The following is a 19,611-nucleotide window of genomic DNA, read 5'->3' as shown; positions in this document are numbered from 1 at the left end:
GGCTGCAACGGTCAGCTCGGGGTCAGGGGCGCGGGAGCCGCGGCCTGAACCAGGCTGCCGGAGGCCACCGCGATGGCGATGGTGCTGCCATAGATTACCAGCGCCACGGTGAGCGCGACGAACAGCCAGGTCAGCGACCCCGTCAGCCGCAGCACCAGCCAGCCGCCACCGATGGAGATGACCAGGCGCGCCAGGCCCGCCACCAGCGGCCAGATCATCCGGCCGGCGCCCTGCGAGGCAAAATACAGCGACAGGCCGAGGCCGAAGAAGCCATAGGCCGGGCCGACGATGCGCAGATAGGTGCTCCCGGTGGCGATCATCTGCGGGTCGTTGCCGAACAGGCCGAGCCAGGCCGCCGGCCAGATTGCCGCGACGAGGCCCACGGTTTCGGTGATGACGAACACCATGGCGCCGCCGATCAGCGCGCCGCGCAGGGCCCGGTCGTTCTGACCGGCGCCGATATTGGTGCCGACCAGCGCCACCAGCGGGCCGCCAAAGCCGAACGCCAGCGGGATCATCAGATATTCCAGCCGGGCACCGGTACCATAGCCGGCCACGGCGTCGCCGCCGCCGGCCGCACCGACCAGGCCGGTGGTCAACAGCACCGTCAGGCTGGTCTGCAGCGACACCACCGCGGCGATGGCGCCGACGCGCAAAATGTCCGCCGACAGATCCCAGCGCGGCCGCGCCGGCTTGAATTGTACCATGCAGCGGCCGGACAGGATGTAGCCGGCGAGCACGGCGGTGACGATGGCGGTGGTCACCACCACCGCCCAGCCGCCGCCGGCGATGCCCAGCGCGGGAACCGGGCCGTAGCCGAAGATCAGCAGGGGTGACAACGGCACCAGCAAGACCACGCCGACGCACACGGCCAGCGACGGCACCAGCATGTTGCCGGTGCCGCGGATGATGCTGGCCAGCGCATTCATCAGCCAGACCAGCACGCTGCCGCCGAACACGACGTTGGAATATTGCATGGCGGCGTCCAGCGCCGCGCCGTCGGCCCCCATGGCGTGGTACAGCGGCCGGCCCCAGATCAGGAAGATCGCGGCGCCGACCAGGCCGATGATGACGTTGATGCCTACCGCATGCATGACCAGCGCCTCGGCGTCGTGGTGGCGGCGGGCGCCGAGCGCGCGGGCGATGGCCGAGGAGATGCCGCCGCCCATGGCACCGGCGGACAGCATCTGCATCATCATGAAGCCAGGAAACACCACGGCCATGCCGGTCAGCGCATCGCTACCGAGCTTCGATACCCACCAGGTCTCGATCAGTCCGGTGGAGGCCTGCGCCAGCATCACCAGCAGGTTCGGCCACGCCATGCGCAGCAGCGTCGGCACGATCGGCGCATGCAGGAGTATCTTGGTGCGCGGATTCATTTCGTGCGTGGCAGCTGCGGCGACGATGGCCTGGGGCGGATCGAGCTTCATCGGGGCGTGTCCTGGGGGGTGCGGTGGACTTGCGGCCGAGCCGCTTCTGCACCTGCGGTCCCGCTGCGGGGCCGGCGGCGTTGCGATGGGTGGCGTCGGTGATCGGCTTGCCGGTATTGCGGTCCACCAGGATCGGGTCGGCGGGCAGGCCGGTCGCGCTGTCGACCAACTGCACGCTGGCGCCCTCCGGCGCGAAATGCCGGTTGCCCCAAGCCTGCAGCGACAGCAGCACCGGGCGGAAATCGCGGCCGCGCGGGGTCAGGATGTATTCGTCGCGCGGCGGATGCTCGCAATAGCGCCGTCGCTCCAGCAACCCGGCGTCCACCAGGGCATTGAGCCGGCGGGTCAGCATGTTGGGCGCAATATTGAGGTTCTTCTGAAACTGGTCGAACCGTGTCATTCCATAAATGGCGTCGCGCAGGATCAGGATGCTCCACCATTCGCCGACGCGCTCAAGGCTGCGGGCGACCGGGCATTCCATGTTTCCAAAGTTCTTGCGCTGCATCCATTCATTATGGTCGTGTGACTATCATCATGCAAGTCACAGATTGGAGAGCGGCCGTTCGGTGTCGTGGAGAGGGTTTTCGTTGTCTGAGCCGTCACCCTGAGGAGCGAGCCCTTGCGAGCCTCGAAGGGCGACGGCGGGCGGCCATCCTTCGCGGCTCGCCGAAGTCGGCGAGCGCCTCCAGCCGAAACGCAATTGCGTTTCGGCTGAGATGACGGCTAAGTGTGCGGCGGCGATGCGTTGCGAAGCGGTCGTGCGGGCTATCCCACCATGCGTTCGCGGCCGACCCAGAAGCTGGCACGGAGCGACTTCTTGTCGATCTTGCCGACGCCGGTGAGCGGCAGTTCGCTGACGAACTTGATGTGCTTGGGCGCGTGCGCCGAGCCCTTGCGGGTCTTCACCAGGTTGATCAGTTCCTCTGCCGAGGGGCGCGCCCCATCGCGGGCGACGATGATGGCGGTGACCGCCTCGCCCCATTTGTCGTCGGGCACGCCCACCACCGCGCACATCGCCACATCCGGGTGCTGGGTCAGCACATCTTCGACCTCGCGCGGAAAGATGTTGAAGCCGCCGGACACGATCATGTCCTTCTTGCGGTCGAGGATGAACATGTAGCCGCGCTCGTCGGCGCGGGCGATGTCGCCGGTATGCAGCCAGCCGTTCTTGAGGGTCTCGGCGGTCTGCTCCGGCCGTTGCCAGTATTCCGCCATGACGTGCGGTGCACGGACGCAGATCTCGCCGGCCTCGCCGGGGGCGACTTCCTGATCGTCGTCGTCGAGAATCCTGACATCGCAAGCCGAGATCGGAAAGCCGCAGGACAGGAACAGATCCGGCCGGCTGGCGTCGTGATCGGTCTTGCGCAGCACCGACACCGGATAGCATTCGGTCTGGCCGTAAAGCTGGGAGAACACCGGCCCGATCCGCTCCATGCCTTCCAGCAGCCGGCTCGGCGACATCGGCGACGCGCCATACAGCAACAGTTCGAGCGACGTGAGGTCAGTCTTCGGTAAGGCCGGATGGTCGAGCAGCATGTAGATCATGGTAGGCACGAACAGCGTAAAATTGATGCGCTCGCGCTCGATCGTTCTGAATACGGCCTCGGGATCGAAGCCTTTGAGCATGTGCACCGTTCCGCCGCGGATCAGCGCCGGCAGCACCTTGGTGCCGGCGACATGGCTGATCGGTGCGACGGTCAGATAGCGCGGCGTGTCGGGAATCTCGAAGTCGGCGAGGATGGCGCTGGCAAAGCCTGCGACCTGGCGGTGCTGGCGCAGCGCGCCCTTGGATTTGCCGGTAGTGCCGCCGGTGTAGTTCAGCACCGCGTCGTCGTCGGGCCCGGCGAAGTCCCGGGGCGTGGCGCTGCCGGCGGCGTCGGCCGCTAGCAGCAGGTCGATGCCGTAGTCGGCGCGGCCCAGCGTGAAGACATGGCGCAGGCCCTGCGCGCGTGCCGCCAACTCGCCGCCGCGCAGCAGGAAGGTGTCGGCATCGATCACCAGGATCTCCGAGCCGGCATCCTCGATCTGGTCGATCTGGTCCTGCAGCGAGCCGAGCGGATGCAGCCAGGAGATGGCGAAGCGCGACGGCTGTGCGGCGACGCCGGCGCACCAGGTGTCAGCGCGGTTGGCAGTGAGCAGCGCCACGCGGGTGCCGGGCTGCGCGCCGAGGCTCATAAACACCTTCTGAAATTGTCCGATCAGGTCGGCGGTGCCGCGATAGCTGATCGATCCGCCCGGCCAGCTGAAGGCAATGCGCTCGGGATAGCGCGCCAGCGCCCGCAAGGTCTGGCTGCCGACCGTCGGAAATGTATTGAGCCAATCGCCCATGTGATCCTCCCCGCTGGTTTTGCATTGGCCTTCGTTCGTGCCAATATTTGCGCAAAGGCTAACAACGAATGCGTCGCGGGGAAACACAAACCCGCGGCAAGCGAGGAAACATCTTGCAAGCTCCCGATCGCCTGGCGCGCTTTCGCGATCGCCTCAGCCTGCCGCTGATCGCCGCGCCGATGTTTCTGGTCTCCGGCGTCGAGTTGGTGGTGGCCGCCTGCAGCAACGGCGTGATCGGCTCGTTTCCATCAGCCAATTGCCGTACGGCGGAACAACTCGATGGCTGGCTCGGCGAAATCAGCGAGCGTCTGCGCTCGCATGCCGACGCGACGGGGCAGGCTGCGGCGCCGGTGTGCCCCAACCTAATCGTACACCGCTCCAACCTCCGTCTCGCCGACGACCTCGCGGTGGTGCTGCGCCACGCGCCCGAACTGGTGATCACCTCGGTGGGTTCGCCTGCGCCGGTGCTTGCGCAGCTCCACGACGTCGGGGCATTGGTGTTCGCCGATGTCGCCAGCATTCGCCATGCCGAGCGCGCGGTCGTAGCCGGCGCCGACGGACTGGTGCTGCTGACCGCGGGGGCAGGGGGCCAGACCGGCTGGCTCAACCCGTTCGTATTCGTCCGCGCTGTCCGACAGTTCTTCGACGGGCCAGTGGTGCTGGCCGGTGGCATCTGCGACGGACACGCGCTGCGTGCGGCGCAGGCACTGGGTTGCGATCTCGCTTACATGGGCACCAGGTTCATCGCCACCCACGAGAGCATGGCGGACACTCGCTACAAGGAGATGCTGGTCGTCAGCAGCGCCGACGATATCTTGCTGACCACGGCGTTTACCGGATTGCAGACCAACATGCTGCGGCCATCCATCGTCGCAGCCGGCCTCGATCCCGAGGCGCTGCCGGCGCGCGGCGCCATCGACATCGCGGAGGATATCGACGTCGGCGCCCGCGACGGCCGTCCGGCGCGCTGGCGCGACATCTGGAGTGCGGGCCAGTCCACGTCGGGCGTGAACTCAATCGTGTCGGTCGCGGAACTGGTCGGCCACACAGCCATTGAGTATCGCGGCTGATTGTTGCCTGCCGTTCATCGCGTTATGCTACAGCCTGCTCACGGCGGACCCAGCCAAAGGTTTTCAGGAGAATTTGATGCGTAAATTTTTGAACGTGCTGGCGGCGCTTGCCATGCTGAGCCTGACCAATTGCGGTTACAACGCGATCCAGACCAATGACGAGCAGGTCAAATCGGCATGGTCCGAGGTGGTCAATCAGTATCAGCGGCGCGCCGATTTGGTGCCCAACCTGGTCAATTCGGTGAAGGGGTTCGCGCAGCAGGAAAAGGACGTGCTGCTCGGCGTTACCAACGCCCGCGCCAAGGTGGGCAGCATCCAGGCGACTCCCGAGGTACTGAATGATCCCGCCGCCTTCCAGAAATTCCAGGCAGCGCAGGGTGAGTTGTCCGGCGCACTGTCGCGGCTGCTGGTGGTCACCGAGAATTATCCGCAGCTCAAGTCCGACGCGCTGTTCCAGAATCTGATGACGCAGCTGGAGGGCACCGAGAACCGCATCACCGTGGCGCGCAACCGCTACATCAAGACGGTGCAGGACTATAACGTCGGCGTGCGCACCTTTCCGAACAACCTGACGGCGATGATCTTCGGCTACAAGGAAAAGCCGAATTTCTCGGTCGCCAACGAGAACGAGATCTCCACCGCGCCCAAGGTCGATTTCAACCCGGCACCGGCGCCCGCGGCGCCGGCGAAGTAAAACGCCGGTCGGCGCCGCCATGACCATGATCAAGGCTGCGCTGCTGGCGCTGCTGCTGTGCTGGGGCGGTGCCGCCGCGGCCGATGTCGCCGTGCCGGCGCTGAGCGGTCGGGTGGTCGATCGCACCATGACGCTGACGCAGGCGCAGCGCGAGGGCCTCGACCAGACGCTGCGCGAATTCGAGGCCCGCAAGGGCAGCCAGGTCGCAGTGCTGATCGTGCCGACCACGGCGCCGGAGAGCATCGAACTGTTCTCGATCCGCGTCGCAGAAGCCTGGAAGATCGGCCGCAAGAAGGTCGACGACGGCGCCATCCTGGTGATCGCCAAGGATGACCGCACGCTCCGCATCGAGGTCGGCTATGGCCTGGAAGGCGCACTCACAGATCTCACGTCGAAACGCATCATCGACGAAGTCATCGTGCCGAAATTCAAGGCCGGCGATTTCGCTGGCGGCATCATCGACGGCGTGGACCGCATCCTCAAGGTGATCGACGGCGAGCCGCTGCCGGTGCCGGACGAGCCGCTGGTGAGCGCCAAGGTTTTCGACGCGATCGGGGAATACGCGCCGCTGCTGCTGGTCGGCGTGCTCGTTTTCGGCGGCATGCTGCGCCGGCTGTTCGGTCGGCTGTTCGGCTCGCTCATCACTGGCGGCCTGGTGGCGGTGGTCGTCTGGTTCGTCGTTGGCACCGCGCTGGTCTCGGCGGCTCTGGGCATCATCGCTTTTTTCTTCACCCTGATCGGTGATGCCTTGATTTCAGGCGGTGGGGGCGGCAGTCGCGGCTCGTGGTCATCGGGCAGTTCGTCGAGCAGCAGCGGTGGCGGGTTCGGCGGCGGCGGCGGCAGTTTCGGTGGCGGCGGCGCCTCGGGAAAGTGGTGATCATGTCGATTGGGCGGATCAGCAGGCATCTCGTTGCCAACCGCTCGCGGGTTCGCAAGGCGTTTCCGCCGCATGCGCTGGCGGCGATCGAGCAGGCCATCAAGGCCTCCGAGCAAGGCCACGCAGGCCAGATCCGCTTTGTCGTTGAAGGCGCGCTCGACGGCGCGCCATTGTTCCGCAATCAATCGGCGCGGGCGCGCGCGCTCGACGTGTTTTCAAATCTGCGGATCTGGGACACCGAACACAATAATGGCGTGCTGATCTATTTGCTGCTCGCCGACCGTGATGTGGAAATCGTTGCCGATCGCGGCGTCCACGCGCACGTCGGCGCCGACGGCTGGGAGGCCATCTGCCGTGCGATGGAGGCCGACTTCCGCGCCGGCCATTTCGAGCGCGGTGTGCTCGCCGGTATCCACGCTGTCACGCAGCATCTGGTGCGGCATTTTCCGAAGCGGGGCCGCGGCGACAACGAACTGCCGGATGCGCCGGTGGTGCTTTAGTCGTTGTATTTGTAGTTGGGACGCGATCACGCCGGCTGTCATCACCCGCGCATGCGGGTGATCCAGCAATCGCTGTCGACATTTTGATCACAGGTTGTTGCGTTTACTGGATTGCCCGGTCCCAAGCGCGCAATTGCGCGCCAGGCCGGGCGATGACAGCAGGGGACGTCCTCGAACCGTGAAGTTCAAGCCTCTACCGACTTTCTCTCGCCCACGCGTGCGAACCACGCCGCGATACTCGAATTCGCTGGATCCATGGGCTGGCCGACCTTGCCGCCGAAATCGAGCCAGCAATAGAGCACGATGTCCGCCATCGTGAAGCGTGGTCCGCACAGAAAATCCTTGCCGGCGATCTGGCCGTCGAGCCAGCGCAGCCGGTCGGCGACAATGCGCTTGAGGCCGGGCGCCGCTTCTGGGACGCAGACGATGCGGCTCTCGAATCGCTTCAAGCCCTCGGCGAAGCGATAGCCATTGGCCAAGTGCTGGCAGATGTTGAGGTCGATGCGCTGCCGCCACATCCGGCATTCTGCGCGTTCCGCAGCGGTGGCCCCAATCAGCGGCGGAGCCGGGTGGATCTCCTCGATATATTCGCAGATCGCCACGGTCTCCGAGATGTAACTGCCGTCGTCGAGTTCCAGTGTCGGCATCTGGCCGTGGGGATTGCGCGCCAGATGCGGTGGCTGGCGGTTTTCGCCGGCGGCGAGGTCGACGGTCTCGGCGGGAATGGTCAGGCCCTTTTCGGCGAGAAACATCCGTACCACGCGAGGGTTTGGCCCGATTGAATCGTAAAGTCGCATGCCGTGTTTCTCCTGACGTCCGTGACGTTCATTTCAAATGGGTTTGACGGGATTGTCGGACTTCCTGTCAAGCCGTTCATCCGCCGGAACAACAGGTGAAATTTCCGTAACCAGCGTCGGCGGTAAGGATTTGGCAAGCAATGAAAGTTACCAAAAGGTCAACCCATTCCGGAGAATTGCGCCCGTGAGCGAGCACCCCACCAACCACAACAGCGCCAGCGACGCTGAAATCAAGGCCTCGACCGGCGAAACCGCCACCGATGCCGTCACCGTCGAGTCTCCCAAGCTGGCGCCGGAGCATGGCGATGGCGCCAAGTCTGAAGTCGTCAAGCCGGATGTCGCCAGGATCGGGGCGTCGCGCGCCGAGGCGTCGCGCGGTCCCGGCAAGATCATGATCATGTCGCCGCAGCGCGAACGCTCGTGGGAAGACTATGTGGATGCCGAGGCGCAGGCCGAGCACGAACAGCGTCCCGAGGGGACCGGCAAGCGACGGATGTCCGCGGTCACCGCGGTCGTCCTGCTGGCGGCGCTGACCGGCGCGACCGGGGGATCGCTGGCCACCGCCGGGTTCGGACATCTGTTCGGTAATGACGACAGCAAGAGCGCCGTCGCCCAGACCCGCGCCCTCGAGGAGACCGTCGCGCGTCTGGACGCCGATGTCGCCGCGCTGAAGATCGGTGCCGAGCGGACCAGCCGACAGGCCACCAGCGCGTTCAGCAAGACCGGCGACCGTCTCGACAAGATCGAGAAGGCGCAGGCCGAGCCCGCCGCCAAGCTGGCGAAACTCGGCGATAGCGTCGCCAAGCTCGGCGAGGCCGTCGAAAAGCTGCAGAAGCCGCCCGCGCCGGTGGCGGCGCCCGTTGCATCCGTGCAGCCCAAGGAAGTGACCGGCTCAATCGCGCCGCCGGCTCCCGCGCCGAAGCCGGAACTGGCGCGCCTGCCCACCGTCGATGGCTGGGTGTTGCATGACGTGTCCGACGGCGGCGCGACCATCGAAGGCCGCCAGGGCATCTTCGAGGTCTATGCCGGCGATCCGGTCCCAGGCCTCGGCCGCATCGACGCCATCCGCAAGCAGGATGGCCGTTGGGTTGTCGTCACCAGCAAGGGCCTGATCGTCGCGCGCTGATGCGGCGCGGCTGATTTTCGGCTAGGTTTTCCGGTGTTATGCGGGCCGCGGTCCGAAGCCACCGGGAACACGCCGTGCCAATCCGTCTTGCGCTGATCGTCCTGCTCGGCAGCCTTGTCCTGCCGTGCTTCGCTCGTGCCGAGCCGCCGAAACCGCTGGCGATCACCGATCCCGTGGCGCTGCGCCAGCTCGACGCCGGCGACGCCGCGCATCCCGGCTTCGGCATCGGCCGCATGCTTGATCCCGCCGCTGCGGGCGCCGCTCCCATTGCCAACGACGCATTATTCGCACGGCCGGCCATGGCCGGCATGCGCACTGCTCTCGATACCGAATTCGCACGCTTCGTCGCCGGGTACCGAGCCGACGAGATCGGCGTCGGCCCTGGCCATGCCGTGCAACTGTTCGATCGCGCGGCGCTCGACTCCGGCGCGATGCGTTTTGTCCTGTCGGGAATCGTCAGCCGGATGGACCGCGCTTTTATCGCGCCTGAAACGTGTGGCGAGGTTCGGCTGCTGTACCGCCTGATGCGGTTGGATAGCGCGGCGGGGCCGGCGCGGCTGCCGATGACGCTGAACCTTGTGCTCAATGGCCGGAGCGCTGCCGACACGGCGATCGACTGCGCCGAGATCGCGCGGCGCTGGCTTGCGGTCGTCGACCTGCCGAACGGCGGTGCCGACCTCGCGGCACGGCTGACGGCGCCGGACGGCGCGCTGGCGCTGGTGACGCCGGACCACATCGATCGCATCGAGATCAACCTGCAGATCGCGCACACGCCCAAATCGGAGTTGCGCGATTTCCGAACGCACTATCTGCAAAAGGTCTTCCGCCTTGATGCGCAGACCGGCAAGTTCGAACAGGCGCCGCTGGAAAACCAGATCGACCGTGACCGCATTCTTGCCGACGACGGCCTGCGCCGCGCCCTTCGGGAATGGCTGCTCGACCCGCGGCATTTTGCTGAGCTTGATCGCGGCACGCTGCTGATCCCCCGCCAATTCCTTGCCACGGCTTCGGTCGCCGCAACGCCGGTCGGTTTCGTGCGCTCCAGCCTGCAGCCGGCATTTGGCCTGATGGCCTCGGACGAAGCCAGCACGTCGGCGGTATTCACCGCGAGCGATGTTGTCGCCGCCTTGCAGGCCGCCGCGGCGCAGGGCATCGCATTGCAGAACATCCGCTCGCCCGCCGGCTTCGAACGCCGTCTCAACGATATCAGTTGCGGCGGCTGCCATCAGATCCGCGGGATCGGGGGCTTCCACTTTCCCGGCGTAGACACGTCGAGGGCACACCCCAACGCGGCCAACGTGCCAGCGTCGCCTCATTTCGTCGGCGATCAGCCACGCCGCCGCGATATCGCGATGGCGATGCGCGCGGGCAGGGCGCCGGACTTTTCGCGCGGCTTCTCCGACCGCCCGCAGGAGCACCGCAGTGCGATGCTGGCCGGCAGCGAACATCTCGACGGCTGGGGCGCGACCTGTTTGCGGCCCGGCGCTACAGCCGCAGATATGGACATAAGCTTTGCGTCATGGACCTGCGCAAAAGGTCTGTCGTGCCAGCCGACCGGCGAGGCGGGGTCGTCGCGGCTGGGAATGTGTTTCGTCGGAACCAAGTAGCCGAGCGAACGTTCACCGGATAGCGCGTCAGTTCTATCGGCGGGAGCCACGTGATGAACGAGGCGGAAAAGACCACGAAGCAACGCGACCGTGCCATTGCCGAGAATGAGAGCGCGCAGCAAACCACGGGTGATATTCGTGTCAGTGTCTGGGCAGTTGGGGTCGCCGCGCTGATCGGCGTGGTGGCGTTCGGATGGGTGCTGATGCGGTAGATCTCGATTTGTCGTCGTTCGGGGCCCGAACGGCGAAAGCGTGAGTGAACCCGGAATGACGACTATGCCACTGCGCCGGCCGCCCGCAGCGCCGCAATTGCTTCGTCGTCGAAGCCGGCGTCGCGCAGGATCTCGTCGCTGTGCTGGCCGATGCCGGGTGGCAGTCGCGGCTTCTTCTTCCGGGTGCCGTCGATCCAGATCGGGCTGTTGATGGTCATGATGTCGGAGTCCTCGAACGGCACCAGCACATCATTGTCGATCATCTGCCGGTCGTTCGGGATGTCGTCGAGAATTCCGACAAAGCCGAACACCAGTCCCTTGCCGTCGAGTAAGGTGCGCCATTCGGCCAGATCCCGCTGCGCGAAGGCGTCGTCGAGGATCGCGATCAGTTCGAGCGAGCGCGCATGGCGGCCGGCCTTGGCGGCGAAGCGCGCGTCATCAGCCAGTTCCTCGCGTCCGATGCACCGGGCGAGGATCGGCCATTGCCGGTCCTCGGCGAGCAGCGACAGCATGATCCAGCGGCCGTCGCGGCAGCGGTAGTGATTGGCAAGCGCGTTCAGCGCGCGCTCGCGCGGCCGTCGCTTCTCGAAGGTGGCACCGACCAGCTTGGCCTGCGCCAGCACGCTGGAGGCCCACACGCCGTTGGCCATCAGGTTGGATTTCACCTGGCTTCCCTTGCCGGTCCGCTCGCGCTTGTACAGCGCGGTGACGATGGCGCCGTACAGCGCCATGGCGCAGGGATGGTCGCCCATGCCGGCCACCGAGCGCGCCGGCGTTGTGTCGTCGTCGGCGCGCACCAGGTCCATCATCCCCGAGCGCGCCCACCATGCGGTGGAATCGAAGCCCGGCTTGTCGGCCTCGGCGCCGCGGTCGCCATAGCCGGTGAAGCAGGCATAGATCAGGCGGTCGTTGAGCGGCGCCAGATCGTTGTAAGCCATCTTCAGCCGCGCGCGCACCGGCGGCGGAAAGTTGGTGATGAACACGTCGGATTCTGCGACGAGCCTGTATAGCACCGCCTGACCTTCCGGCTTGGCGAGATCGAGCGCGAGGCTCTTCTTGTTGCGGCTCTCCATCATCCAGGCGTAGTTGTGTTCGCTGCGGGGATAGCCCGGCAGGTTGGGCAGGTTGCGATAGGGATCGCCGGCGCCCGGAGGCTCGATCTTGATGACGTCGGCGCCGAAATCGGACAGCACGGTGGCGGCGGCCGGTGCGGCGATGAAGCTCGCGCAATCGAGAACCTTGAGGCCCTTGAAGATGCCATCTTCCATGTAACGTCGCTCCCGTGGATTCCGTTGTTCTTGTTCGCGTGACGGAATTGAGGGCAGGGCAACGAATTCCGATGCTGCATTTGACCCGGCTTGGCGCGGCGATGCAACCGCCGCAGCGTGCATGACCGCATGTGCAAGAAAAAGCCCTCCGCGCGGCTGCGCGAAGGGATGTTGATCGGCGGTAGCCTTGCCGCGCTGTGGAATGCCGGCGCCTATCCGCCGACGTCGGCGCTGATGACGTCGCCGAACAGCTCCCACTTCTCGCCCTTGAATCGCATCGGCTGCAACTGGCTGACCGGTGCGAAGTCGGTCGCGGAGGTGTTGATCTTGATGCCGGGCAGCAGCACCTCGGTGCGGAAGTCCTTGAGGCTGGCGGCCTGTTTCATCACGTTTTCTCGGGTCAGGTTGTCGCCGCATTGCTTGAGGATCTGCACCAACGTCTGCGCGACGCCGTAGCCGACGACGGTGCCGCCGTCGAGCACGTTGCCCTCCGGGAAATCCTTCTTCATGAAGGCATAGAACGCCTTCATGCCCGCATCGTCGTTCCACTGCGGATCGGATGCGTCCTTGAGATAGGCCGCCGAGATGATGTCCTGGGAGGCCTCGTAGCCGGCGGGCTTGATGACGCTGCCGACGGAGGCGGAGACGTTGTTGAGGAAGTGGGTGGTCTTCCAGCCGATCTCGGCGATCTTCTTGATCGCCTGCGCGGCGAATTTCGGCGTCGTGATGTTCACGAACACGTCGGCATTGGTCGCTTTCAGCTTGACGATGTGGTTGTCGATGGTCGGCTCGGAGGTTTCATAGCTTTCCTCCATCACGATCATCGAGGCGGCCTTGGCGCCGAGGCCGTCCTTCAGCCCCTTCAGATAGTCCTTGCCGTAATCGTCGTTCTGGAAGAGCACGGCGATCTTGGCGCCCGGCTTTTCCTTCAACAGGTACTTGGCGTAGATCTGGGTTTCGCTCTGGTAGCTGGGCTGCCAGCCCATCGTCCAGGGAAAGTCCTTGGGGTCGTTCCATTTTGTGGCGCCGGTGGCCACGAACAGTTGCGGCACTTTCTTGCTGTTCATGTATTTCTGGATCGCCGAGTTCGACGGCGTGCCGAGCGAATTGAAGATGAGCAGGACTTCGTCGCTCTCCACCAGCTTGCGCGCCTGTTCGACGGTCTTCGGCGGGCTGTAGGCGTCGTCGTAGCTGATGAAGTTGACCTTGCGGCCGTTGATGCCGCCTTCGGCGTTGATCTTCTTGAAGTAGGCTTCCTCGGTCTTGCCGATCACGCCATAGGCGGACGCAGGTCCGCTGTAGGGCATGATGTTGCCGATCTTGATTTCGGTATCGGTCGCGCCGGTGTCGTATTTTTTCTGCGCCATCGCGCCCGTCGTGGTGACGGCGAGCAGAAGCAGGGCAGCCGGAAGCGCGGCCGCGCGCAAGCTTGACTTGGGCATTCGTTTTCTCCCTGGGAAAATGATGTGTCGTGTCTGTTTTTTCACGGAGCTCGTGCCGGCTCCTGCAGGGATTGAACATGATTTGAGACAGCCATTCAACACAAAGGCCCTCCGCATGATGCGAAGGGCCTTTGGTTTCCAAGTGACGGTATCGGAGGGTGTCAGTTCGTCGTCATATCGGCGTTGATGACGTCGCCGAACAGGTCCCACTTGCCGTTGTTGAAGCGCATCATGCGCAACTGCTGGATGGGCGCATAGTCGGTGGCCGAGGTGGTGATCTTGACGCCGGGCAGCAGGGTGTCGACCTCGAAGTCCTTGAGGCTGGCGGCCTGCTTCATGACGTTGGCGCGGGTCAGATCGTCACCGCACATCTGCAGCACCTTGACCATGGTCTGGGCGGCGCCATAGCCGTACAGCAGGCTGTTGTCGGAGCGGTCGGCGCCGGGCATGTACTTGTCGACGAAGGCCGACCATTTCTTCATGCCGGGATCGTCCTTCCACTGCGGATCGGCGCCGTCCTTGCGATAGTCTGCGGACAGCACGCCCTGGGCCGCCTCGAAGCCGGCGGGCTGCATCACCGCGCCGACGGAGACGCTGACATTGGTGACGAGCTGCAGCGGCTTCCAGCCGAGCTCGGCAATCTTCTTGATGGTCTGCGCGGCAAACTTCGGCGTGGTGAAGCTGATCACGACGTCGGGGTTGAGAGACTTCATCTTGACGATGTGGGAATCCACCGTCGGCTCGGAGATCTCGTAGCTCTCCTCGGTGACGATCATCGAGGCCTTGCTGCCGAGCGCCTCGCGGAAGCCTTTCTGGTAATCCTTGCCGAAATCGTCGTTCTGGTAGAGCACGGCGATCTTGGCGTCCGGCTTTTCCTTCATCAGATATTTGGCGTAGATCTGCGCCTCGACCTGGTAGCTAGGCTGCCAGCCCATGGTCCACGGAAAGTTCTTCGCATCGTTCCACTTGCTGGCGCCGGTCGCCACGAACAGCTGCGGGACCTTCTTGGTGTTCATATACTTCTGGAACGCGGTGTTCGACGGAGTTCCCAGCGAATTGAAGACCAGCAGAACCTCGTCGCTCTCCACCAGCTTGCGCACCTGCTCGACCGCCTTGGGCGGGCTGTAGCCGTCGTCATAGCTGATGAAGTTGATCTTGCGGCCGTTGATGCCGCCCTGGTCGTTGATCATCTTGAAATAGGCGTCTTCGGTCTTGCCGATCAGCCCGTAGGACGAGGCCGGACCACTATAGGGCATGATGTTGCCGATCTTGATCTCGGTGTCGGTCGCGCCGGTGTCGTATTTCTTCTGCGCGAAGGCATGGCCGCTCGCGACGATGCTGAGGGCTGCGGCAATCGATAGCGAAATTGCGCGCGACGGAATAGCAGGCATTTCAGAACTCCCGAATTTTTTGACGGCTTTTTGGCGGCCTTGTGGCCTGCCGGATTGAACACCGTTTGCGGCGTCGCATCAACAAAAAGCCCCTGCGGCATGTCCGCAGGGGCTGTTTTCGATATGCTACTTAAGAAGGGCTCCGGCCTCAGTCGGCGCTCCCACCGCCGTCGATGACCGGGCCGAACGTGGTCCACTGGCTGCCCTCGAACCGCATCATCTGCAACTGCTCGATCGGGAAGAAGTCCGTCGCCGATGTATTGATCGTCACCCCCGGCAGTACGGTGTCGGGCGTGAAGTTCCGCAGGCTGGCTGCCTGCTTCATCAGGTTGGCGCGGGTCAGGTTGTCGCCGGCCTGCCGCAGCACCTGTACCATGGCCTGCGCGGCCCCGTAGCCATAGACCACCGAGATGTCGCTGCGGCTGGCGGTCGGCGCATAGCGAGCGAGAAAGGCGGTGAAGCGCTTCATGCCCTCGTCCTCGTCCCATTGCGGATCGGCGCCGTCCTTGGCGTAATAGGCCGACAGGATGCCCTGCGCATTGTCGAAACCGGCGGGCTTCATCACCGAGTTGACCGAGGCGCTGGCATAGCTCTGGATATACAGCGGCTTCCAGCCGAGTTCGGCGACCTTGCGGATGCTCTGCACGGCGGATTTCGGCGTGGTGACGCTGAGCACCGTGTCCGCGCCGCTCGCCTTCAGGTTCAGGATATGCGAATCGATGGTCGGTTCGGCAATCTCGTAGCTCTCCTCGCGCACGATCATCGAGAGGCGTGCGCCCAGACCTTCCTTCAGGCCTTTCAGCACCTCCTTGCCGAGATCGTCGTTCTGGTACAGCACCGCGATCCGCGCTTCAGGCTTCTGCGCCAGCAGATAGCGCGCATAGATCCGGCCCTCGCTGCGGTAGGGGGGCTGCCATCCCATGGTCCACGGAAAGGACGACGGATTGCCGAAATTCTCCGAACCGGCGCCGACGAACAATTGCGGCACGTGCCGGGCATTGAGATATTTCTGGATCGCGGTGTTGGAGGGCGTGCCGAGCGGGTTGAAGATCGCCAGCACCTCGTCGCTCTCGACAAGCCGGCGCGCCTGCTCGACCGCCTTGGCGGGATTGTAGGCGTCGTCATAGCTGATGAAATTGATCTTGCGGCCGTTGATGCCGCCCTGGTCGTTGATCATCTGGAAGTAGGCGGCTTCAATGGTCCCGGCCACAGCATAGGCCGAAGCAGGGCCGCTGTAGGGCATGATGTTGCCGATCTTGATTTCGGTGTCGCTGGCGCCCGGATCGTAGCGCGTTTCGGCATTTGCGCAGGTGGCGGCGGCGAGCAGCAGGAGTGCGGCTGCTGGCGATGTGGCGACAGGGAAACGCAGGGCGATCATCGGTGTGTCCTCGACAGTAACGGCAGGCGGTGGCGGCATTTTTGGCCAGCAGAGCCGCGGACAGAACACCTTTCCGGCCGGCGCATCAAGACAAAGGCCCCGCGCGATCGAGTCGCACGGGGCCTCGTTGCGTTCAGCGTGTTCAGAAGGTCAGCCGCCGAGATTGCCGGCGATCACCGGGCCGAACAGCTCCCACTTCTCGCCGGTGAAGCGCTGCATGCGCAGCCGATCAATCGGGTAGAAGTCTGTCTCGCTGGTGGAGATGGTGACACCGGGCAGCAGGGTGTCCGGTGCGAATTGCTTGAGGCTCGCAGCCTGCTTCATGATGTTGGCGCGGGTCAGGTCGTCGCCGGCCTGCTTGAGCACCTGCACGATGGTCTGGGCCTCGCCATATCCATAGGCCACCGAGGCGTCGTTGCGGTCGAGGCCGGGGGCGTATTTGGCGAGGAAGGCGTAGAATTTCTTCATGCCCTCGTCATTGTCCCAGGCGGTATCCGCGCCGTCCTTGGCGTAGTGCGCGGTCAGGATGCCCTGGCCGTTCTCGTAGCCCGCGGGCTTCATCACGCTGCCGACGGACGCGCCGACATTGGCCTGGAAGTACATTGGCTTCCAGCCGAGTTCGGCGGCCTTCTTGATCGCCTGCGCGGCGAATTTCGGCGTGGTTATGCTGAAGAACGTGTCGGCGTTGGTCGACTTCAGCTTGACGATGTGGGACTCGATGGTCGGCTCCGACACTTCGTAGCTTTCCTCGGCGACGATCATCGTTGCCGCCTTGGCGCCGAGACCGTCCTTCAGGCCCTTCAGCATGTCCTTGCCGAAGTCGTCGTTCTGGAACATCACCGCGATCTTGGCGTCGGGCTTTTCCTTGAGCAGGTGCGCAGCATAGATGCGGCCTTCGCTCTGGTAGGCCGGCTGCCAGCCCATGGTCCAGGGGAAGGTCTTGTGCTCGCCGAACTTGGTCGCGCCGGTGGCGACGAACAGCTGCGGCACCTTCTTGGAATTCATGTACTTCTGGATCGCCGAATTCGACGCGGTGCCGAGCGGGCTGGCGATGAACAGAACTTCGTCGCTCTCCACCAGCTTGCGGGCTTGCTCAACGGCCTTGGGCGGGCTGTAGCTGTCGTCGTAGCTGATGTAGGTGATCTTGCGGCCGTTGATGCCGCCCTGTTCGTTGATCATCTTGAAGTAGGCTTCTTCCATCTTGCCGATCACGCCATAGGCCGAAGCCGGGCCGCTGTAGGGCATGATGTTGCCGATCTTGATCTCGGTGTCCGAGGCGCCGGTGTCGTATTTTTTCTGGGCGAAGGCGCTGCCGTTGATGGCAATGCTAAGAACCGCGGCAGCGGATAAAGCGGCTGCACGCGAACGTGTCGAAGGCATTTCAGAACTCCCGAATGGATGGACGTCTTGTTGTCGGACCGGTCTTTGATCCCGGCCGTTGATTACGTTCTTCCGCGACAGTGATCAAGAAAAAGCCCCTCGCGATATGATCGCAAGGGGCTGATTTATTGAGCATCGTGAACGTTGGCAGCGGTGCGAAAAAGTTCCGCCTGCCTGTTGTGCGGTCAGTTTCTGCGCAGTTTCCCGATCAGGCTTTGCGCCCCATAGGCGAGCTGTCGCGCGCCGTGTGGAACCACGAAGATGATGATGATCAGGATCACGCCGAACACCGCGCCCGACAGTCCCTTGGAGATGCCTTCGGCGATGTTGGGAACGAAGACGATGAAGGCCGACCCAGCGAGCGATCCGGGCAGCCAGCCAACTCCGCCGACCACCATGCCGAGGAACAGCGCGATCGCCAGCTGGATGGTGTAGCCATCGGGTGCGACGAACTGCACGGCGATGGCGCCGAGGCCGCCGGCGACGCCGGTGATCCCCGCACTGACGCCGAACGCCAGCGTCTTGTACAGCGAGACGTCGACGCCCATGGCCGAGGCCGCGATCTCGTTGTCGCGGATCGCCATCATGGCGCGGCCGGACCGCGACTTCAGCAGGTTGACCGAGAAGACGTAGATCATGATCGAGACGAACAGCGTGAAGTAATACAGCCACATGTCCTGCGACACCTTGAGGCCGAGCGAGGCGAGAATCTCCGGCGCGTCGGGCTTGGTGACGACGAGACCCTGCACGCCGCCGGTCCAGTGCTCGAACACGCCGAGCTTCAGCAGTTGCGGCATGGCGGTGGCCAGCGCGAAGGTCGCCAGCGCCAGGTAAATACCGGACAGCCGCAGCGCGGGCAGGCCGAACAGGAAGCCTGCGGCAAAGCAGATGATGCCGGCCACCGGCAGCGTCAGCACGTAGTTGATGTTGCCGTGCTCCATCAGGATTGCCGAGGTGTAGGCGCCGAGCGCGTAGAAGGCGCTTTGCCCGAGCGAAAACTGGCCGCTTGCGCCGGTCAGGATGTTCAGCGCCAGTACCGCGATGGCATAGATCAGCCACATGGTCATCTGGAAAATGATGAAGTTCTTGACGAACAGCGGCGTGATGAGCAGCAGCGCAAGGATCACGAGCGATGCCATCGGCCCGAGCGCCATGGCTTTTTTCGGAATCGCGTCTTCGATCACCGGGGCTTCCGAAACGGCTTCTTGAACGGCGCTCATGCTCAAACTCGCTTCACGATGGCACGGCCGAACAGGCCATTGGGTTTGACGACCAGCACTGTAATGATCAGCGCGAGCGCGATCGGCAACTTCAGCTCGTTGCCGACGCCGGGAATATAGGTGCCGACGAGGTTCTCGAAGATGCCGACCAGGAAGCCGCCGACCACCGCGCCGAGCGGGCTGGAGAGCCCGCCGACGACGGCCGCGGCAAAGCCGTAGATCAGCACGCCGCCCATCATGTTGGGCTCAAGGAACACCACCGGCGCGATCAGCATGCCGGCGATCGAGCCGATCGCCGCGGCCATGCCCCAGCCCAGAGCGATCATCCAGCCGGTGTTGATGCCGACCAGCCGCGCCGATTCAGGCATCGAGGCGGCTGCGCGCATGGCGAGGCCGACCCGGGTGTAGCGGAAAAAGCCGAACAGCAGCGCCAGCAACACCAGGGTGACCGCGATCATGCCGGCCTGATGGGTCGAGATCAGCTGGCTGCCGAGGAACGGCGAGGAGCCGAATGGCGTCGGGAACTGCTTGATGGTGAAGTCCCACACCAGGCCGGCGACACTGTTGATGATGGCGAATAGCGCGATGAAGCCGGCGACGTGGGTCAGGATCGGTGCCTTGGCGAGCGGCTTGAACAACAGCCGCTCGATGACGATGCCGCCGGCGAAGGAAAACACCAGCGTCAGCACAAAGGCGACCCAGTAGGGCAGGCCCCACTGCATCGGCTGCCAGGCAACGAAGGTCGAGAACATCGCCATTTCGCCCTGGGCGAAATTGAGATGGTCGATCGCCTGATAGATCATCACCACGGCGAGCGCCATGCAGGCGTAGATCGCGCCGGTGGCGATGCCAGCCAGGACTTGATTGGTAAAAAGCTCCATGGCTATTTCC

At 64.3% G+C, this 19,611-nt stretch carries 18 protein-coding genes; 7 read left to right on the top strand and 11 right to left on the bottom strand.

Annotated elements, in window-relative coordinates; genetic code table 11:
• Nucleotides 1–11: 11 nt before the first annotated feature.
• The 3 genes from ACUXVA_RS29625 to ACUXVA_RS29615 form a co-directional block, all read right to left on the bottom strand.
• On the bottom strand, nucleotides 12–1,298 hold the full coding sequence (locus tag ACUXVA_RS29625) for an MATE family efflux transporter (RefSeq protein ID WP_445493369.1): 1,287 nt from the start codon (nucleotides 1,296–1,298) through the stop codon (nucleotides 12–14).
• Nucleotides 1,240–1,935, bottom strand: coding sequence for a winged helix-turn-helix transcriptional regulator (locus ACUXVA_RS29620; protein WP_320109718.1), 696 nt, complete (start codon nucleotides 1,933–1,935; stop codon nucleotides 1,240–1,242). Before ACUXVA_RS29620 ends, ACUXVA_RS29625 begins: the two co-directional genes overlap by 59 nt.
• A gap of 260 nt (nucleotides 1,936–2,195) precedes the next feature.
• Nucleotides 2,196–3,758, bottom strand: coding sequence for an AMP-binding protein (locus ACUXVA_RS29615; RefSeq protein WP_445489816.1), 1,563 nt, complete (start codon nucleotides 3,756–3,758; stop codon nucleotides 2,196–2,198).
• A 68-nt stretch (nucleotides 3,759–3,826) separates the two neighbouring features.
• Here ACUXVA_RS29615 and ACUXVA_RS29610 point away from each other — a divergent pair, with 68 nt between their 5' ends.
• From ACUXVA_RS29610 to ACUXVA_RS29595, 4 genes are all read left to right on the top strand, one after another.
• A complete protein-coding gene (locus ACUXVA_RS29610; RefSeq protein ID WP_445489814.1) occupies nucleotides 3,827–4,828 on the top strand; it encodes an NAD(P)H-dependent flavin oxidoreductase in 1,002 nt (333 codons plus the stop codon).
• A gap of 76 nt (nucleotides 4,829–4,904) precedes the next feature.
• Complete coding sequence (locus ACUXVA_RS29605; RefSeq protein WP_445489812.1) at nucleotides 4,905–5,522, top strand: LemA family protein; 618 nt, start codon at nucleotides 4,905–4,907, stop codon at nucleotides 5,520–5,522.
• 19 nt (nucleotides 5,523–5,541) lie between these two features.
• Nucleotides 5,542–6,399 (top strand): TPM domain-containing protein, encoded by an 858-nt coding sequence (locus tag ACUXVA_RS29600; RefSeq protein ID WP_445489810.1) that lies wholly within the window; start codon nucleotides 5,542–5,544, stop codon nucleotides 6,397–6,399.
• 2 nt (nucleotides 6,400–6,401) lie between these two features.
• Complete coding sequence (locus ACUXVA_RS29595; protein WP_445489808.1) at nucleotides 6,402–6,899, top strand: TPM domain-containing protein; 498 nt, start codon at nucleotides 6,402–6,404, stop codon at nucleotides 6,897–6,899.
• Between the two features lie 185 nt (nucleotides 6,900–7,084).
• Here the strand turns inward: ACUXVA_RS29595 and ACUXVA_RS29590 are convergent, their stop codons facing one another.
• Nucleotides 7,085–7,696 (bottom strand): glutathione S-transferase family protein, encoded by a 612-nt coding sequence (locus tag ACUXVA_RS29590; RefSeq protein ID WP_265082356.1) that lies wholly within the window; start codon nucleotides 7,694–7,696, stop codon nucleotides 7,085–7,087.
• 184 nt (nucleotides 7,697–7,880) lie between these two features.
• On the opposite strand from ACUXVA_RS29590, the gene ACUXVA_RS29585 reads away from it, so the two are divergent.
• From ACUXVA_RS29585 to ACUXVA_RS29575, 3 genes are all read left to right on the top strand, one after another.
• On the top strand, nucleotides 7,881–8,822 hold the full coding sequence (locus tag ACUXVA_RS29585) for a hypothetical protein (protein WP_445489805.1): 942 nt from the start codon (nucleotides 7,881–7,883) through the stop codon (nucleotides 8,820–8,822).
• Between the two features lie 74 nt (nucleotides 8,823–8,896).
• Nucleotides 8,897–10,429, top strand: coding sequence for a hypothetical protein (locus ACUXVA_RS29580; protein ID WP_445489803.1), 1,533 nt, complete (start codon nucleotides 8,897–8,899; stop codon nucleotides 10,427–10,429).
• Between the two features lie 53 nt (nucleotides 10,430–10,482).
• A complete protein-coding gene (locus tag ACUXVA_RS29575; protein WP_265082359.1) occupies nucleotides 10,483–10,641 on the top strand; it encodes a hypothetical protein in 159 nt (52 codons plus the stop codon).
• A 62-nt stretch (nucleotides 10,642–10,703) separates the two neighbouring features.
• On the opposite strand, the gene ACUXVA_RS29570 is transcribed toward ACUXVA_RS29575, so the two are convergent.
• The 7 genes from ACUXVA_RS29570 to ACUXVA_RS29540 all read right to left on the bottom strand — a co-directional run bounded on the left by ACUXVA_RS29570 (nucleotide 10,704) and on the right by ACUXVA_RS29540 (nucleotide 19,601).
• Entirely contained in the window at nucleotides 10,704–11,909 is a 1,206-nt protein-coding gene (locus tag ACUXVA_RS29570) for a CaiB/BaiF CoA transferase family protein (RefSeq protein WP_445489801.1), read from the bottom strand.
• A gap of 212 nt (nucleotides 11,910–12,121) precedes the next feature.
• Nucleotides 12,122–13,351 (bottom strand): ABC transporter substrate-binding protein, encoded by a 1,230-nt coding sequence (locus tag ACUXVA_RS29565; RefSeq protein ID WP_445489799.1) that lies wholly within the window; start codon nucleotides 13,349–13,351, stop codon nucleotides 12,122–12,124.
• Nucleotides 13,352–13,512: 161 nt separating this feature from the next.
• The gene (locus tag ACUXVA_RS29560; RefSeq protein ID WP_265082361.1) at nucleotides 13,513–14,742 is read right to left on the bottom strand and encodes an ABC transporter substrate-binding protein; all 1,230 of its coding nucleotides are present in this window, start codon (nucleotides 14,740–14,742) and stop codon (nucleotides 13,513–13,515) included.
• 148 nt (nucleotides 14,743–14,890) lie between these two features.
• Complete coding sequence (locus tag ACUXVA_RS29555; RefSeq protein ID WP_445489796.1) at nucleotides 14,891–16,120, bottom strand: ABC transporter substrate-binding protein; 1,230 nt, start codon at nucleotides 16,118–16,120, stop codon at nucleotides 14,891–14,893.
• A 150-nt stretch (nucleotides 16,121–16,270) separates the two neighbouring features.
• Nucleotides 16,271–17,500, bottom strand: a complete 1,230-nt coding sequence (locus ACUXVA_RS29550; protein WP_445489794.1) for an ABC transporter substrate-binding protein — start codon at nucleotides 17,498–17,500, stop codon at nucleotides 16,271–16,273.
• 185 nt (nucleotides 17,501–17,685) lie between these two features.
• Nucleotides 17,686–18,720, bottom strand: a complete 1,035-nt coding sequence (locus ACUXVA_RS29545) for a branched-chain amino acid ABC transporter permease (RefSeq protein ID WP_445489792.1) — start codon at nucleotides 18,718–18,720, stop codon at nucleotides 17,686–17,688.
• A gap of 2 nt (nucleotides 18,721–18,722) precedes the next feature.
• Nucleotides 18,723–19,601: a branched-chain amino acid ABC transporter permease gene (locus tag ACUXVA_RS29540; protein WP_445489790.1), complete on the bottom strand. Its 879-nt coding sequence runs from the start codon at nucleotides 19,599–19,601 to the stop codon at nucleotides 18,723–18,725.
• Between the last annotated feature and the right edge of the window lie 10 nt (nucleotides 19,602–19,611).

This window comes from Rhodopseudomonas sp. RCAM05734, assembly GCF_052658035.1.
Note: the sequence above shows the minus strand (reverse complement) of the source record. Positions and strands in the feature narration are given on the sequence as shown.

Excerpts from the sequence above, each read along its gene's own strand:
- ACUXVA_RS29625 (WP_445493369.1), bottom strand. The coding sequence starts at position 1,298 with ATGCTGGCGCAGGCCTCCACCGGACTGATCGAGACCTGGTGGGTATCG.
- ACUXVA_RS29620 (WP_320109718.1), bottom strand. The coding sequence starts at position 1,935 with ATGCAGCGCAAGAACTTTGGAAACATGGAATGCCCGGTCGCCCGCAGC.
- ACUXVA_RS29615 (WP_445489816.1), bottom strand. The coding sequence starts at position 3,758 with ATGGGCGATTGGCTCAATACATTTCCGACGGTCGGCAGCCAGACCTTG.
- ACUXVA_RS29610 (WP_445489814.1), top strand. The coding sequence starts at position 3,827 with ATGCGTCGCGGGGAAACACAAACCCGCGGCAAGCGAGGAAACATCTTG.
- ACUXVA_RS29605 (WP_445489812.1), top strand. The coding sequence starts at position 4,905 with ATGCGTAAATTTTTGAACGTGCTGGCGGCGCTTGCCATGCTGAGCCTG.
- ACUXVA_RS29600 (WP_445489810.1), top strand. The coding sequence starts at position 5,542 with ATGACCATGATCAAGGCTGCGCTGCTGGCGCTGCTGCTGTGCTGGGGC.
- ACUXVA_RS29595 (WP_445489808.1), top strand. The coding sequence starts at position 6,402 with ATGTCGATTGGGCGGATCAGCAGGCATCTCGTTGCCAACCGCTCGCGG.
- ACUXVA_RS29590 (WP_265082356.1), bottom strand. The coding sequence starts at position 7,696 with ATGCGACTTTACGATTCAATCGGGCCAAACCCTCGCGTGGTACGGATG.
- ACUXVA_RS29575 (WP_265082359.1), top strand. The coding sequence starts at position 10,483 with ATGAACGAGGCGGAAAAGACCACGAAGCAACGCGACCGTGCCATTGCC.
- ACUXVA_RS29570 (WP_445489801.1), bottom strand. The coding sequence starts at position 11,909 with ATGGAAGATGGCATCTTCAAGGGCCTCAAGGTTCTCGATTGCGCGAGC.
- ACUXVA_RS29565 (WP_445489799.1), bottom strand. The coding sequence starts at position 13,351 with ATGCCCAAGTCAAGCTTGCGCGCGGCCGCGCTTCCGGCTGCCCTGCTT.
- ACUXVA_RS29560 (WP_265082361.1), bottom strand. The coding sequence starts at position 14,742 with ATGCCTGCTATTCCGTCGCGCGCAATTTCGCTATCGATTGCCGCAGCC.
- ACUXVA_RS29555 (WP_445489796.1), bottom strand. The coding sequence starts at position 16,120 with ATGATCGCCCTGCGTTTCCCTGTCGCCACATCGCCAGCAGCCGCACTC.
- ACUXVA_RS29550 (WP_445489794.1), bottom strand. The coding sequence starts at position 17,500 with ATGCCTTCGACACGTTCGCGTGCAGCCGCTTTATCCGCTGCCGCGGTT.
- ACUXVA_RS29545 (WP_445489792.1), bottom strand. The coding sequence starts at position 18,720 with ATGAGCGCCGTTCAAGAAGCCGTTTCGGAAGCCCCGGTGATCGAAGAC.
- ACUXVA_RS29540 (WP_445489790.1), bottom strand. The coding sequence starts at position 19,601 with ATGGAGCTTTTTACCAATCAAGTCCTGGCTGGCATCGCCACCGGCGCG.